The sequence below is a fragment of the Enterococcus sp. DIV1368d genome (genome assembly GCF_050542975.1).
GTDB classification, from domain to species: Bacteria; Bacillota; Bacilli; order Lactobacillales; family Enterococcaceae; genus Enterococcus_D; species Enterococcus_D casseliflavus.
In genome coordinates this window covers 2,455,251-2,470,000 of sequence record NZ_CP172939.1, presented here as the reverse complement: position 1 = coordinate 2,470,000, position 14,750 = coordinate 2,455,251, and the positions used below count along the sequence as shown (strand labels likewise).

Annotated in this window: 14 protein-coding genes (1 of these 14 only partly in view); 11 read left to right on the top strand and 3 right to left on the bottom strand. The window is 43.3% G+C overall.

Annotation, left to right across the window (positions count from 1 at the left end; all coding sequences use genetic code 11):
* A protein-coding gene (locus tag IGJ44_RS11490) for an HIT family protein (RefSeq protein ID WP_205821324.1) crosses the window boundary here: on the top strand, positions 1-273 show its 3' portion. The gene continues 180 nt to the left of window position 1, outside the view; 273 of the gene's 453 nt are visible here — the last part of the coding sequence; the start codon falls outside the window, past its left edge; the stop codon is at positions 271-273.
* A gap of 84 nt (positions 274-357) precedes the next feature.
* Here IGJ44_RS11490 and IGJ44_RS11485 read toward each other — a convergent pair whose 3' ends face one another.
* Positions 358-2,355, bottom strand: a complete 1,998-nt coding sequence (locus tag IGJ44_RS11485; protein ID WP_270266871.1) for a beta-galactosidase — start codon at positions 2,353-2,355, stop codon at positions 358-360.
* Positions 2,356-2,787: 432 nt separating this feature from the next.
* Here IGJ44_RS11485 and arcA point away from each other — a divergent pair, with 432 nt between their 5' ends.
* The 10 genes from arcA (at position 2,788) to IGJ44_RS11435 (ending at position 12,919) form a co-directional block, all read left to right on the top strand.
* Complete coding sequence (arcA, locus tag IGJ44_RS11480; RefSeq protein ID WP_010749205.1) at positions 2,788-4,005, top strand: arginine deiminase; 1,218 nt, start codon at positions 2,788-2,790, stop codon at positions 4,003-4,005.
* Between the two features lie 384 nt (positions 4,006-4,389).
* Complete coding sequence (locus tag IGJ44_RS11475) at positions 4,390-4,701, top strand: hypothetical protein (protein ID WP_015510092.1); 312 nt, start codon at positions 4,390-4,392, stop codon at positions 4,699-4,701.
* Positions 4,702-6,693 carry a V-type ATP synthase subunit I gene (locus IGJ44_RS11470; RefSeq protein ID WP_015510091.1) on the top strand — a complete coding sequence of 664 codons (1,992 nt, stop codon included), beginning with the start codon at positions 4,702-4,704 and terminating at the stop codon, positions 6,691-6,693.
* The gene (locus IGJ44_RS11465) at positions 6,677-7,150 is read left to right on the top strand and encodes a V-type ATP synthase subunit K (RefSeq protein WP_005229236.1); all 474 of its coding nucleotides are present in this window, start codon (positions 6,677-6,679) and stop codon (positions 7,148-7,150) included. Before IGJ44_RS11470 ends, IGJ44_RS11465 begins: the two co-directional genes overlap by 17 nt.
* 16 nt (positions 7,151-7,166) lie before the next feature.
* A complete protein-coding gene (locus IGJ44_RS11460; RefSeq protein WP_005229237.1) occupies positions 7,167-7,757 on the top strand; it encodes a V-type ATP synthase subunit E in 591 nt (196 codons plus the stop codon).
* Positions 7,758-7,771: 14 nt separating this feature from the next.
* Complete coding sequence (locus IGJ44_RS11455; protein ID WP_005229238.1) at positions 7,772-8,773, top strand: V-type ATP synthase subunit C; 1,002 nt, start codon at positions 7,772-7,774, stop codon at positions 8,771-8,773.
* Positions 8,766-9,080: a V-type ATP synthase subunit F gene (locus IGJ44_RS11450; RefSeq protein ID WP_005229240.1), complete on the top strand. Its 315-nt coding sequence runs from the start codon at positions 8,766-8,768 to the stop codon at positions 9,078-9,080. The genes IGJ44_RS11455 and IGJ44_RS11450 overlap by 8 nt, the downstream gene beginning before the upstream one ends.
* 31 nt (positions 9,081-9,111) lie before the next feature.
* Positions 9,112-10,887, top strand: a complete 1,776-nt coding sequence (locus IGJ44_RS11445; protein ID WP_074536689.1) for a V-type ATP synthase subunit A — start codon at positions 9,112-9,114, stop codon at positions 10,885-10,887.
* Positions 10,887-12,275: a V-type ATP synthase subunit B gene (locus tag IGJ44_RS11440; protein ID WP_005237151.1), complete on the top strand. Its 1,389-nt coding sequence runs from the start codon at positions 10,887-10,889 to the stop codon at positions 12,273-12,275. The genes IGJ44_RS11445 and IGJ44_RS11440 overlap by 1 nt, the downstream gene beginning before the upstream one ends.
* Entirely contained in the window at positions 12,275-12,919 is a 645-nt protein-coding gene (locus tag IGJ44_RS11435; RefSeq protein ID WP_005229243.1) for a V-type ATP synthase subunit D, read from the top strand. Before IGJ44_RS11440 ends, IGJ44_RS11435 begins: the two co-directional genes overlap by 1 nt.
* Positions 12,920-12,994: 75 nt before the next feature.
* On the opposite strand, the gene IGJ44_RS11430 is transcribed toward IGJ44_RS11435, so the two are convergent.
* Positions 12,995-13,801 carry an ABC transporter ATP-binding protein gene (locus tag IGJ44_RS11430; protein ID WP_005237149.1) on the bottom strand — a complete coding sequence of 269 codons (807 nt, stop codon included), beginning with the start codon at positions 13,799-13,801 and terminating at the stop codon, positions 12,995-12,997.
* The gene (locus IGJ44_RS11425; protein ID WP_005229245.1) at positions 13,801-14,721 is read right to left on the bottom strand and encodes an ABC transporter permease; all 921 of its coding nucleotides are present in this window, start codon (positions 14,719-14,721) and stop codon (positions 13,801-13,803) included. Before IGJ44_RS11425 ends, IGJ44_RS11430 begins: the two co-directional genes overlap by 1 nt.
* Between the last annotated feature and the right edge of the window lie 29 nt (positions 14,722-14,750).

The window sequence follows — 14,750 nt, the reverse complement described above, 5'->3', positions numbered from 1 at the left end:
ATTTTCTTAACTGATATGACTCTTTTAGGAGATGCTATAATACAAGCTTGTTCTCCATTGAGAATCAATTATGAACTATTGGGAAATACCGATAACTTTCTTCATGCACATTTGTTTCCCCGTTATGAATGGGAAACCGACGAAGCGAAAAAAATGCCTGTTTGGTTGTACGACAAATCCCATTGGACTAATCCAGAGTATCACTATTCAGAAAAAAGAGATGGAGAGCGAAGACAAAAGATAGCCTCTTATTTAGAAAATGCCTATCGCTAGTCTAATGACTCTCCCTGAATCTAGTAACGTCTATTAAAGAACCTCCATGAAGCGATCGCTTCATGGAGGTTCTTTTTCCTTAGATCAATCAACATACTTAAGAACTGCGACTTCTTTTGGTTTCAGAACTACCAACTGTCTGGTTTCTTTGGTTAGAAGGTCTGCTCCAGGGGCTTTCAGCTTCACTTTGGTTGTCTGCTCCGTATGGTTTAAGAGAAAGACGAGTGTATAGCCAGCACCTTTGCGACAGGTAACGGAGACTTCAGTAGGAGCAGCCAAGAAGTGCTGGGCATGAGTCGCTAATTTATGATTTTCCAGAATGGTCGCTAAAAATGTAGTTAGCCCTTCAAGAGACAATTCTGTTCCCACGTAATACGCATACCCATCGTCGATCTGATTCATAGTAATGGCTGGCTTATCGGACAAATAACCGGATTGGAAGGTTGCCAAAGCTTTCGCACCATTTAGATGAATGACTTCCTCCCATAGAGAATTGTCGTACCGACGACCTTGGAAGTCAATTTGGTGATGGATAGCTGCTTTCATTGGGTAAAACTCTTCTACAATGATCCCTAAGGTGTCCCTAAACAGTCCTGGATAGCCCCCAAGATAGACTTGGTCATATTCATTGACGATCCCACTAAAAAAATTCGTCAAGAAGATGCCGCCTTGTCGCACGTAATCATTGATTTTCTTACCGAAGGCTTCTGGTGCTGAATAGAGATTCGGAGCGATCACTAAAGGATAGCCGTCTAGGGATTCGGAAGGATGGACAAAGTCTACGCTCAAATTTAACGCCCTTAGCGCGGCATACAGGCTGCGTAACTGATGAATGTACTTTAAGGTGCTTGGTTTGGCATCCAATTCCAGCGCCCACCAATTTTCCCAGTCAAAGACAACCGCGACATCAGCCAAAAAGCGCGTCCCAACAATATCCGACAGTTGCGAAAATTCGTTACCTAATTGCGCACATTCACGAAAGATACGGCTTGAATGAGGATCTCCGTGAGGCACCATCGCACTATGAAATTTTTCCGCACCGCCACGAGACTGCCGCCATTGGAAGAACATTATGCCATCAGCGCCATGAGCGAGCGCTTCATAACTCCAAAGACGCAGCTGGTTGGGTATCTTGGCACCATTGATTTGCCGCCAATTAACGGCGCTGGTGGCTTGTTCCATGATCAAAAAAGGCTTTTTCTTTAAACTACGAGTTAGATCGTTAGCAAGAAATTGCGGGTAAGGGATCTTTTCAAAGGGATTCGGGTACGAATTCCAGCTGACTACATCCATTTCGGGTGCCCATTTAAACCCATCCACGTATTTGTGCAAGCCCATAAGATTGGTCATGTAAGGGATGCCTTGTGAATATTTTGCGATCGCCGCCTTTTCGAGTTGATAGAGCTCCAGATTCATGTCGGAAAGAAAACGGCGATAGTCTAACTGCTGCGCAGGATTTTTGAAGGTCGGCATCGCTTCAGGTAGAAAAATTTCGTCCCAGCTGCCATAGGATTGACTCCAAAACTTGGTTGACCACGCATCATTCAATCCAGCGATGGTCTGATATTTCTCTGCTAACCATGTCTGAAATCTTTTCCGACAATGATCGCAATAACACTCGTGGATGTGACAGGTATATTCATTATTGATATGCCACATGACTAGCCCTGGATGATTGGCATAACGGTTTGCGACTGCTTCTGACAAATCGGTGGCATATTGACGATAGATAGGGGAAGTCGGACAGTAGTGCTGGCGCGCCCCATGAACCAGTCGATTGCCATGAATGGTCACAGGCAGCATCTCAGGATGTTTTTGAACAAGCCAAGCGGGAGGCGAAGCCGTTCCATTGGCTAGGTCGATCATGATATTGTTTTCATATAAAAGATCCATCAACCAGTCCAGAAAATCAAAATCATAGGTGGATTCATCTGGCTGCAGATTGACCCAGCCAAAAATATTGATACTTACATAGTTCACACCTGCTTCTTTCATTAAGCGCATATCTTCAAGAATGACTTCTTTAGACCATTGTTCAGGATTGTAGTCGGCACCATAGTAAAGTTGACGTTGCGTTTTCATCAAATCGCTCCTTTATAGACGTTTCTTTAGCATCAAGATACTTGAATCATAGCAAATATTTATCTGTTTGATAGCGGTATCATTTGAAAATCATGAAATGATCCAAAAAAACAAAAATAATTCAATCTTGTTTCGCAGCTAGGACTATCGTCCATCAGTTCTTTTGCCTTGCTGTTTTTTTAACAAAAATATACAATTGAAAAAGGCGGTAAATTAAAGTATCTAGAATCTATATTCTCAGATAGTTGTTTTTTTATCGGGGGTTTCTTTTTGCTAAAATGCATGTTTATAACTATAGGATCCAAAAAAACTTTGAATCACGAGTAGAAAAAACACGATGAGTCAAAGAAATGAATAATTATGTGATGAGGAATCAAAAAAATGAATGACATAAGTTATTCAACAAAATTGCCAAGAAGGAGAGACAAGTTCATGAACCAGCCAATACAGATTTTTTCTGAGATTGCCCCTTTAAAACGGGTGCTGCTGCATCGTCCAGGCGCAGAATTAGAAAACTTGATGCCGGATTATCTTGATCGATTGTTGTTTGATGATATTCCTTTTTTAACCCAAGCGCAAAAAGAACATGATTTTTTTGCGGATACGTTAAGAAGCAAAGGGGTGGAAGTCCTTTATTTGGAGGATCTAGCTGCTGAAACATTGACAACAACTGGTGCCAAAGAGGCCTTTTTAGAAGACTATTTAAATGAAACAACGATCCTTGATGAAGAGATTCGCAACGAAGTGCGCAACTTTTTCCTGTCGATTAAAGACAATCGCGCCTTTATCGATCATACGATGGCGGGCTTGAAAAAAAGTGAGGTAGAAATTTCAAAAGCCAGTAACTTAACGGCAATTGTTGAAACAGAATATCCTTTCTTGATCGATCCAATGCCAAACTTGTATTTCACGCGAGATCCGTTTGCTACGATTGGTCACAGTGTTTCCTTGAATCGAATGTATTCTGCAACGAGAAGACGGGAAACCCTCTACGGAAAACAAATTTTTACGCACCATCCGATGTTTGCCCGCAATGAGACGAACTTTTTGTATCATCGGGACGAAACGACGCGGATGGAAGGCGGGGATCAGCTGATTTTATCAGATAAAATCGTGGCGATCGGGATCTCTCAACGAACAGAAGTTGCCTCAATTGAAAAAATTGCCGAAACGATTTTTGCCACAGAACCGAGTTTCGAACATATCTTGGCATTTAATATCGGCGAGGAACGAAAATTTATGCATTTAGATACGGTTTTCACGATGGTGGATCATGATAAGTTCACGATCCATCCAGAAATCGAGGGAGAACTTTCGCTGTATTCAATCACTAAACACAAGGACGGTGTGCGAGTATATGAGGAAAAAGATACATTGGAAAACATTCTTTGCCGTTATTTAGATTTGCCTGAAGTCCACTTGATCCGCTGTGGTGGCGACGATTTAGCAGCGGCAGCTAGAGAGCAATGGAATGATGGGTCTAATACCTTGGCGATTGCACCTGGAGAAGTCGTGGTCTATGACCGCAACACCATTACCAATGGGCTGTTAAAAGAGGCAGGAGTCATTTTGAATGAAATCTCGGGCAGCGAATTGGTTCGCGGACGCGGGGGCCCCCGCTGTATGAGTATGCCGTTTATACGTGAGTAGGACAATTATTTGTTATTTTAAATACTTGCCTTTTCTTTAGGAGTATTTAAGTTAAGAAAAAGACGAGAAAAATCTAAAAGAAAGATTTGAAACATCATTTTGTTTCTAATCTTTCTTTTTTGTCATCATTTAACCCCCAATAAAATGAAAAGGATTTCTTTTTGTGAAAATGTGTAATTTTTGTGACTTTTATATGTAAAGACTATAAAAAAACGCTAGGAACCTTGTTCTATCGCAAAATTTATGTTACGGTTATATTAGAAAACGGAAATAGGTGAAGGTATTTGCCACTTATTGATTTTTGACACCCTACGATCAGCGAATGCCATATGCTTGATTTGTAGTGGTTTTTTTTGCGGAAAAAAAGTGAAAGCAGGTGAGAAAATGACAGTAGATGCCATTCGATTATTACAAGAAGCAGAGCAATTTGCGGAAAATAAAAATAAAGAAGCAGAAGCAGAAAAAAAACAATTGGCACAAGCAAGAGAAGAACGGTTGAAGGCGTTTAAAAAAGAGTTGGCAGAAAAAGAAGCCCAACAAAAAGAAGCAATCAACCAAAAAATTGCAGCTGAGTTGGTACAGTCTAAGGAACCGCTCTTGGCTAAGACCCAAGCAGAAGTGGAAACACTGCGAACGATCCCTAATGAATTGAAAGAAGAAGCATTAGCAATAATAATAAATAAGGTTGTGACATAAATGGCAATTGCAAAAATGCAAAAGTTCAGTCTGTTGACCTTTTACGATCAGAAAGAAGCTGTTTTAGAGCAGCTGCAAGACTTTCAAGGCGTAGAACTGCTTTCTTCGGAAAAATATTATGATTCTGAAGAAACGACGGGTGTTTTGACACCGGTTCGCGAGGAACAGTCTGAAGAAGAAATGGAGAACCAGTTTGGTCAAGTCAACTGGAGCTTAAATTTTTTAGAAGAATATGTACCCAAAAAAGGAATGCTGGCACAACTGCGGCAACCAATCAAAAAATATACCCTTCAAGAATTGGCTGAAACAGCCCACACCTATCCTTGGCAAGAATTATGCCAAACCCTTCGTAAACAAGACAAACGTCTTCGCTTGATTGATCAAGAAAAACGCGATGTATTAGCACAAGAAGCAGAACTGTCGATCTGGAAGTATTTCAAAGAACGACCAGCTGTTTTAAAAGAATTAAAAAAATCAGGTGGCTTGTTAGGATCGATTCCTACTTCTGAAATGGCTGACTTTACGACCAACAGTGAAAAGCTGCCGCTTGTCTATGTCGAAACCATTTATCAATCACAAACGACAACTTACTTATTGGTACTTTTCCATAAAGATGTAAAAGAAAAAGTAACTACTCTTCTAAAGAAAGCAGCCTTCGAGCAATACATCTACCCTTATGAGGGGATTCCAGAAGAAGATCTGCAAACGATGAAAGAAAAATCCCAACGTCTAATTGATGAAGAAAAAGAAATCAAAGCTTCTCTTGGTGCGATGACAAAAGAGCAAGAAACCTTGCGGATCGTTGCCGAGTATTTAGATGGAGCGATCACCCGCTTAAAAAGCAGTAAAATGCTTTTGCGTTCGACTCATGCGGTATCGATTTCTGGCTGGGTTCCTGTTGATGGGGCGGCCGAATTAGAAAAACGTATCAAAAAAGGGACCACGGATAACTATTACCTCGAATACCAAGAAGTGACGGAAAAAGAGCTGGCTGATGTGCCGATTTTATTAGAAAACGCACGTTGGATCAAACCTTTTGAAGGACTTGTTCGGATGTACAGCTTGCCGCAATATGACGAGTTAGATCCGACACCATTTATGGCGCCTTTTTACATGGTGGCATTCGGGATGATGGTTGCCGATTTTGGCTATGGGTTGCTCTTGTTTCTGGCGACATTCCTGGGGAAAAAGCTGTTCCACCTCAGCAAAGGGCTGGAACAAAATTTGACCCTCTTTCAGTTGTGCTCAATCCCTACGATTATTTGGGGCTTGATCTATGGCAACTTCTTTGGATTTGAATTCTCATTCCAACTGTTGTCTGCCCAGGATGATGTCAATCAGATCTTAGTCTTATCCGTGATCTTTGGGTACATTCAGATCATGTTTGGCTTGGCGCTGAAATTCTATATTTTATGGAAGAAAAAAGACCAGAAACTGGCTGCGATGTTCCAAGCCGGTTCGTGGATCGTCTTTTTGATCAGTGTCGTTTTTGTCGCCGCAGGAATGCTGCTTTTCCCTGACACCCCGTTACAAACGATTGGGATCGTAATGATCGCTGCCAGTCTTTTAGCAGTGGCAATCGGAGGCAGTTTAGAAGGAAAAACGTTGGCAGGAAAAATCGGTTCTGGATTGTACGGATTGATGGATGTGACCAACTATGTTGGTGACTTGATCAGTTACACCCGTCTGATGGCGTTAGGGGTTGCCGGCGGAAGTATCGCCTCAGCCTTCAACTTGATCATTAGCTACTTGCCGCCAGCAGCCCGGTTTACCGTCGGTATCTTATTATTTGTGGCGCTACATGGCCTGAATATTTTCTTAAGTTACCTTAGTGCGTATGTTCATGGTATCCGCTTGCAGTATTTAGAGTATTTCGGAAAATTCTTTACGGGGGGCGGACGTGCCTTTGACCCGTTCAAATCAAATGAAAATTATGTAGAGATCATCTCAGAAGAAAAGTTACAGGAGGATAATAATGGAAAATTGGATTAGTTTCTTTTACGAAAATGGTGGAATTGTTTTTGCAGCTTTAGGTGTAGCGACCGCAACGATTTGTGGTGGTATCGGATCAACGATCGGTGTGGGGATGACCAGTGAAGCAGCATCAGGCTTGATCTCAGAGCAGCCAGAGAAATTCGGGCAAGCGTTGATTTTGGAATTGCTTTCTAGTACCCAGGGGCTATACGGCTTTGTAATCTCCTTTATGATTTTTGGTCAGATCAGTGGTTCGATCTCATTCGATCGCGGGTTGTATTTGTTTATCGCTTCATTACCGATCGCGTTAACAGCAATTATCGCCGGTAAATGGCAAGGACGTGCCGCAAGTGCTGCGATGCAGATTTTAGCAAAAAAACCAGAACATGTGACCAAAGGAATTATCTTGGTAGCGATGATGGAAACGTATTGTATTTTAGGGTTCGTGATTTCCTTCTTGCTTGTCTTGAATTAAGAGGAGGGAAAAGTGAATGTCTGATATTACACGTTTAACCGACAAAATAACCGCTGATGCGGAAAAGAAATACCAGCTTCAAATCAAAGAAGCACAAAAAGAAAGTGAAAACCAAGAAAATTTAAAACGAGCACAGTTAGAAAAAGAGCTTAATGAACGGTTAGCTTTTTATGAAAAAGAAAAACGTGCTGCGATGTATTTGGAAATCTCAGATGTGCATATCCAATCAAGAAACAAGGTCTTGGCAGCAAAGCAGTCCGTCTTAGATGAGCTGTTTTCTGAGGCTCTGACCCGTTTGAACACGATGGATCAGGCAGCATTTTATACGTTTATCGCGAAAGGCTTGGCGAATGCACGGTTAACTGGTGAGGTCGAGTTGCTTTTAGGTGAGAAGTCCCGTCATTTTGTAGATGAGGAATTCCTTACTAAGTTGCAAGCATCGGTCCCTGAGGTTCAGCTGAAACTGGTAAATAAGACGATTCCTCGCAAGGGTGGCTTTTTGTTGCGACAAGAAGCAATTGAGTTGAATTTTACCTTTGATGCGCTACTAGAAGCCAACAAAGAAGAGTTAAGCAATACGTTACTGCAATTGATTTTTGAACAGTAAGCAGGTGCAAACAGATGAATGACATCAAATATAATACGTTGAATACGAGAATTCGGACGTATGAATCGCAATTATTCGATCGTAGTCGCTATGAGCGAATGCTCTCAGCTGCCAGCGCAGAGGAAATCTATGGGATGCTGCAAGAAACGGTTTATGGTGACTTCATCAATGAAGATGATCGTGTACACGATTTTGAACAAGTCCTGATGGCTGAGTTGAAACGGGTATACGAAACGATGTATCAGTTGACACCAGAAAAAGCGATCGTTGATTTCTTTGCTTTGAAATATGACTATCAAAATCTGAAAGTTTTAGTAAAAGCGGCGTATATGCAAGAAGATTTTTCGGCGTATCTCGTCCCAATCGGCACCCAGCCACTTTCCGTCCTTAAAGATCTGGTCAAGACCAGAAAAAGTACTCAGGTCGCGCAAGAAATGGTTGCCTGTGTGGAAGAAGTCTTTTCTTATATTGAGAACTATCATGAAGTCCAGTCCATCGATATCATCTTTGACAACCATTATTGGGAGCAATTATGGACGATCGGTAAAGAATACCAAGACGAGTTGCTGCAAAGCTTGATTCGCCGTCAAATCGATATCTTCAATATTTCAACAACGTTGCGCAGTTACGCGATGAAACGCAAGCGCGGCTTTATCAGCGCAGTTTTAGCCGACCATGGGAATTTACCTGCAAGTGAGTTGTTAGCAGAAATCACGACTTCTCTTGAGGCGTTTGTGGGATACTTGCAAGGAACCCCTTATAAAGAGCTGATCAATCATAGTTATGAAGAATTGGTAGAAAAGAAGACCTTGAATACCTTTGATATACGCAAAGACAATTTTCTAATGGCGAAGCTCAAAGAACAAAAAATCGTGCCTTTTGGGCCGTCAGCATTGGCAGGGTATCTGTATGCCAAGGAAATTGAAAGCAAGAATTTGCGTATTCTCTTGATTGGTAAAATCAATAAGGTGCCAGAAGAGATTTTAAGAAGTCGGGTGCGTGATAGTTATGCATAAAAAAATAGCAATGATGGGTGGTAAGAACTCGATCTTGCCTTTCAAAGGGCTGGGGATCGATATCTTTCCAGTCAGCGATTTGGATGAAGCCGCCCAACAATTAGAAGAGATGGCTGAAGCGTATGGTGTGATCTTTTTGACCGAGCGGTTGATCGAGCAATTAGAACCGATCGTTCGTCGTTACGAAGAAGTACCGACACCAGCGATCATTCCGATTCCAAGTAGTACGGGTAGTTTAGGGATCGGCATGGCACGCATTCAGCAAAATGTGGAAAAAGCGGTAGGAATGAATATATTAGATTCATAACAGACAAGTCAGCCAGCTAGGAGGAATAAATGTGGCATTTGGCACAATTGAAAAAGTATCGGGACCACTGGTCACCGCCTCAGGATTAAGTGGCGCAAAAATCCACGAAATCTGCAAAGTCAGTGACAAGGGCCTTATCGGTGAGATCATTGAGATCAAAAAAGGGCTGGTTTCGATCCAAGTATATGAAGAAACAGCGGGGATCGGACCAGGCGAGCCCGTAGAAACGACAGGCGCACCATTGTCTGTCGAACTAGCACCAGGTTTGTTGACTCAGATGTTTGATGGGATCCAACGACCATTAGATACATTTATGTCGCAAACAGAGAGTGATTTTTTGGAGCGGGGGGTCACCATCGATCCACTGAATCGCCAAAAGAAATGGACCTTCGTCCCACAAGTACAAGTCGGCGATACTGTACAAGCCGGTGATATTTTAGGTTCAGTACAAGAAACTTCGGTGATCGAGCATAAGATCATGGTGCCACCAAACTATGAAGGAACCGTCAAAGAAATCATGGTGGGAAATTTTGCGATTACTGAAGTGATCTGTGTTTTAGAAACCATCGATGGTGAAAAAACCTTGACGATGGTTCAGAAATGGCCAGTGCGTCAACCGCGGCCAGTTACTGCTAAATTAAATCCAGGCGAACCGCTAGTCACTGGACAGCGAGTCATCGACACCTATTTTCCAGTGGCAAAAGGCGGATCAGCTGCTGTTCCTGGACCTTTTGGTGCTGGAAAAACAGTCGTTCAGCATCAGATCGCTAAATGGTCAGATGTGGATATCGTGGTCTATGTCGGTTGCGGTGAGCGGGGCAACGAAATGCGGGATGTCATGAACGAATTTCCTGAGTTGATCGATCCGAATACCGGCAAGTCGATCATGGAACGAACGGTATTGATCGCCAATACGTCGAATATGCCAGTTGCTGCTCGGGAAGCCTCGATCTATACAGGAATCACGATCGCGGAATATTACCGTGACATGGGCTATAGTGTTGCCATCATGGCAGATTCAACTTCTCGTTGGGCAGAAGCACTGCGGGAAATGAGTGGACGCTTGCAAGAGATCCCAGGAGATGAAGGCTATCCGGCTTACCTTGGAAGTCGAATTGCGGAATACTATGAGCGAGCAGGGCGTTTCCATTCATTAGGCACGCAACCTCGGGAAGGAAGCATTACCGCAATTGGTGCGGTTTCACCTGCTGGAGGAGACATCTCAGAACCGGTCACTCAAAATACCTTGCGAATCGTGAAAGTCTTTTGGGCATTGGATAGTATGTTGGCGCAAAAGCGGCATTTTCCATCCATCAACTGGATGAATTCCTATTCCCTTTATGAGGATCAAATCAATTCTTATTTGGATCAATTATTAGGTGATCGCTGGTCGGAGCTAGTCAATGAATCAATGGCGATTCTCCAAGAGGAAAGCCGATTAGAAGAAATCGTTCAGCTAGTAGGGATGGACTCTCTTTCCCAGAAAGACCGCTTGACGATGATGACTGCTCGTTCTTTAAGACAAGACTACTTGCAGCAAAACGCCTTCGATGACGTTGATACGTACACTTCCCGCAACAAGCAGTTCAAAATGCTGGAAAATATTCTCTACTTTAATGAACAAGCACAGCGTGCATTGCAGCTAGGTGCTTACTTAGATGAGATCACTAAAGGAACGGTCGATCTGCGTGAGCGCATCGCCCGCAGCAAATACATTCCTGAAGAAGAATTGACTCGCTTGGATACGATCAAGCATGACATCAAAGAAATGTTACAACGAATCATTGAAACTGGAGGTGTTCATTGATGTTAAAAGAATATCGTACAGTTTCCGAAATTGCTGGCCCCTTAATGGTGGTCGAAAATGTTCGAGGCGTGAAATTCGACGAACTCGTTGAGGTCCGCATGGACACAGGCGAGATCCGTCAAGGACAAGTACTGGAAGTCAGTGATGACAATGCTGTTGTCCAAGTCTTTGAAGGTACCAGTAATTTGAGTGCAGAAGAAAGCAAAGCAAGGTTTCTAGGTACTGGTTTGACTCTAGGAGTTTCTCTAGATATGATGGGTCGGGTGTTTGACGGTTTAGGAAAACCAAAAGATAATGGCCCGAGAATCTTGCCAGAAAAACGCATCGATGTAAACGGTGAAGCCATCAATCCGATGGCGCGGGACTTCCCAGATGAATTTATCCAAACGGGGATCTCAACGATCGATCATTTAAATACATTAGTTCGAGGACAAAAACTACCAATCTTTTCTGCGTCTGGTTTGCCTCATAAAGAGATCGCTGCTCAAATCGCACGACAAGCAACAGTACCTAGCCAAGAAGGCAATTTCGCGATCGTCTTCGCAGCAATTGGGATCCCTTTTGAAGAAGCTGAATTTTTCGTGGATGAATTCCGCAAAACCGGTGCGTTAGATCGTTCTGTTTTGTTTATGAACCTTGCCAATGATCCAGCAATCGAACGGATCGCTACACCTAAGATGGCATTGACCGCAGCAGAGTATTTGGCTTTTGAAAAAGGCATGCACGTCTTAGTGATCATGACTGATATGACGAATTACTGTGAAGCGTTGCGAGAAATCTCCGCTGCCCGCCGAGAAGTTCCGGGACGTCGCGGCTATCCAGGGTATCTATACACCAATTTAGCGACGCTGTATGAACGGGCAGGACGTTTGATGGGCAAAGAAGGATCGGTCACACAAATACCGATCTTAACGATGCCAGATGGCGATAAAACCCACCCGATTCCTGATTTGACCGGCTATATCACAGAAGGACAAATTATTTTGTCGCGGGACCTTTACAAGCGCAATATCAACCCGCCAGTGGATATTTTACCAAGTCTTTCACGGTTGAAGGACAAAGGAACGGGAGAAGGTAAGACCCGTGCCGATCATGCGGCAACGATGAATCAAATCTATGCCGCCTATTCCGATGGGAAAGCTGCCAAAGAGCTATCGATCGTTTTAGGGGAGTCTGCCTTATCTGACCTTGATAAAAAGTACGCGCGCTTTGCTGATCTTTTTGAAAAAGAGTACGTCAATCAAGGATTTGAAACCAATCGGACGATTGAAGAAACGTTAGATTTAGGCTGGAAGCTATTAGCTACCTTGCCAAAACAAGAGTTGAGCCGTATCAAAGAAGAATTTATCGACGCCTATTACCCAACGGACGAGGATGTGAGTTCTTAATGGCGATCTTAAATGTCAATCCGACACGGATGGAACTAAGTCGTTTGAAAAAGCGGCTGACGACGGCAACCCGTGGTCACAAATTATTGAAAGACAAGCAAGATGAGCTAGTACGTCAGTTCATTCAGCTAGTAAAGAAAAACCAGGAACTTCGTAAAAAGATGGAGACCGCATTGCAAGCAGGAATGGAAGAGTATGTGCTGGCTTCTAGTAGTATTCCCGATGTCGTTTTGCAAGAAGCCTTTATGATCCCTTTGAATAAAGTGACCTTAGATGTGCAAAGCCGAACCATCATGAATATGGATGTGCCAGTGTTGAACCCTGTTTACGAAGAAGAAAGCTCGGATGATGATTTTTCCTACGGTTTTGTGAGTACCACCAGTGAGCTGGATCTCTCGTTGTCCCATCTGGATCAAATGCTGCCAGTGATGCTGCAGTTGGCCGAGATCGAGAAAACCTGTCAACTGATGGCCAATGAGATCGAACGGACGAGACGAAGAGTCAATGCGTTAGAGTATATGACGATTCCCAAGCTGACAGAAACCATTCAATACATCGAAAGCAATCTGGCAGAAGACGAACGAGCAACATTGACTCGCTTGATGAAGGTAACGGACATCATTGCAGAAAATGAAGCGAAGTAAGGCTTTTGCAAGCAGTGTGATTACAGCAAAAGGCACGTAGAAAGGAGGATTCTTTCTACGTGCCTTTTTTGCTTGTTAAGAGCGTAAGAGCAGTTGGTCATCTTTCAACTCAGCACCACTATTTTGATGGAACATTTCCATCAATTCAGGGACCGTCAAATGCTGCTTTTGCTCACCGGCAATGTCTACGACGATCTTGCCTTGATGAAGCATGATCAGGCGATTTCCGTAACGAATGGCATCTTCCATGTCATGAGTGACCATGAAAGCCGTCAACTGTTGGGACCGAATCAACTGATCGGTCAATGCCATGACCGTCAATGAGGTTTTAGGATCAAGGGCCGCGGTATGTTCATCTAATAAAATCAATTTAGGCTGCTGCAACGTTGCCATCAAGAGGGTGATGGCTTGCCGCTGTCCGCCTGATAGCAACCCGATCTCAGCAGAAAGGCGATTTTCTAAGCCTAAGTTTAGGCTGGCTAACTTCTCTTGGAAAAACGCGCGGTTTTTCGCTTTGACGCCTGTTGCAAATCCGCGGACTTGGCCGCGTTTATAAGCCAATGCTAAATTTTCTTCAACGGTCAAACGAACCGCGGTCCCCATACGTGGATCTTGAAAGACCCGACTAATATCTTTTGACCGTTTGGTCACGGATAAACGGGTAATGTCTTTCCCATCTAAGGTGATTTTTCCTTGTTCTGTTGGGATCGTTCCTGCGATACTGTTTAAGAGGGTCGATTTTCCAGCACCATTCCCACCGATGATCGTAATAAAATCACCGGCATTCATCGTCAGGTCAATGCCTCGCAAGACATGGTTTTCATTGATCGTTCCTTTTTCAAAGGTTTGGTGTAGATTCTCGATTGTTAAGACTGAAGTCATTAGGATTGGCCTCCTTTGGTTTTTGGCAGCATCTTTTTGAGTCCTAGTTTTGAACGAAGCTGCGGTAAGGAGAGGCAGATGACTAAGACGATTGCAGATGCCAATTTGATATCGTTGGCCTCGACATTGAATTCGAATACGACGGCCAAGATAAAGCGATAAACGATTGCCCCGATCACGATGGTGATCAATCGCAAAAGCAAAGATTTATTGGCAAATAAAACTTCTGCAATAATGATCGATGCTAAACCGATCACGATCGTACCGATCCCTGAGTTCAAATCAGCGAAGCCATTGTTTTGGGCTAAGAGGGCACCAGAGAGGGCGATACAGCCATTAGAGATCATATAGCCGATAATCTTCATGTTATCAGTGTTGATACCGTTGGCCTCGCTCATAGCTAAATTGTCGCCCGTCGCTCGCAATGCTAAGCCGATCTCTGTACGGAAAAAGAGGAACAAGCACAAAATGACGATTGCCGCGAAGAGAAAGCCTGCAAGAATCACGGCATTGTTTTTGGTCAGTCCCATGGCTTGAAATTGGGTGAAGACCGTGTCTTGCCCCAGCAAGGCGATGTTGGGAGCACCCATCACACGATTTGTGATGGAATACAGTCCAGTCATCGTGATGATCCCCGCCAATAAGGCAGGGATTTTTAGTTTTGTGTGCAGCAGACCAGATACTAAGCCGGCTACCATGCCGCCGCCAAAGCCCATCAGACTCGCTAAAATAGGCGAGAGACCATTCGTAATACTGATTGCTGCGATCCCAGCGCCTAAGGGGAAACTCCCTTCTGCAGTTAAATCAGCGATATCTAAAATACGAAAGGTTAAAAATACACCAATCGCCAGCAATGCCCAAAGGATCCCTTGAGAGGTGGCAGATTGTAGTAAGAGCAAGAATGTGTCGACTAAATTCATATGATTTCCTCAAATCTAAGTTAGTATGG

Bases quoted from the DNA above. Each gene is read 5' to 3' on its own strand.
- IGJ44_RS11485 (WP_270266871.1), bottom strand. From the start codon at position 2,355: ATGAAAACGCAACGTCAACTTTACTATGGTGCCGACTACAATCCTGAA.
- arcA (WP_010749205.1), top strand. From the start codon at position 2,788: ATGAACCAGCCAATACAGATTTTTTCTGAGATTGCCCCTTTAAAACGG.
- IGJ44_RS11475 (WP_015510092.1), top strand. From the start codon at position 4,390: ATGACAGTAGATGCCATTCGATTATTACAAGAAGCAGAGCAATTTGCG.
- IGJ44_RS11470 (WP_015510091.1), top strand. From the start codon at position 4,702: ATGGCAATTGCAAAAATGCAAAAGTTCAGTCTGTTGACCTTTTACGAT.
- IGJ44_RS11465 (WP_005229236.1), top strand. From the start codon at position 6,677: ATGGAAAATTGGATTAGTTTCTTTTACGAAAATGGTGGAATTGTTTTT.
- IGJ44_RS11460 (WP_005229237.1), top strand. From the start codon at position 7,167: ATGTCTGATATTACACGTTTAACCGACAAAATAACCGCTGATGCGGAA.
- IGJ44_RS11455 (WP_005229238.1), top strand. From the start codon at position 7,772: ATGAATGACATCAAATATAATACGTTGAATACGAGAATTCGGACGTAT.
- IGJ44_RS11450 (WP_005229240.1), top strand. From the start codon at position 8,766: ATGCATAAAAAAATAGCAATGATGGGTGGTAAGAACTCGATCTTGCCT.
- IGJ44_RS11440 (WP_005237151.1), top strand. From the start codon at position 10,887: ATGTTAAAAGAATATCGTACAGTTTCCGAAATTGCTGGCCCCTTAATG.
- IGJ44_RS11435 (WP_005229243.1), top strand. From the start codon at position 12,275: ATGGCGATCTTAAATGTCAATCCGACACGGATGGAACTAAGTCGTTTG.
- IGJ44_RS11430 (WP_005237149.1), bottom strand. From the start codon at position 13,801: ATGACTTCAGTCTTAACAATCGAGAATCTACACCAAACCTTTGAAAAA.
- IGJ44_RS11425 (WP_005229245.1), bottom strand. From the start codon at position 14,721: ATGAATTTAGTCGACACATTCTTGCTCTTACTACAATCTGCCACCTCT.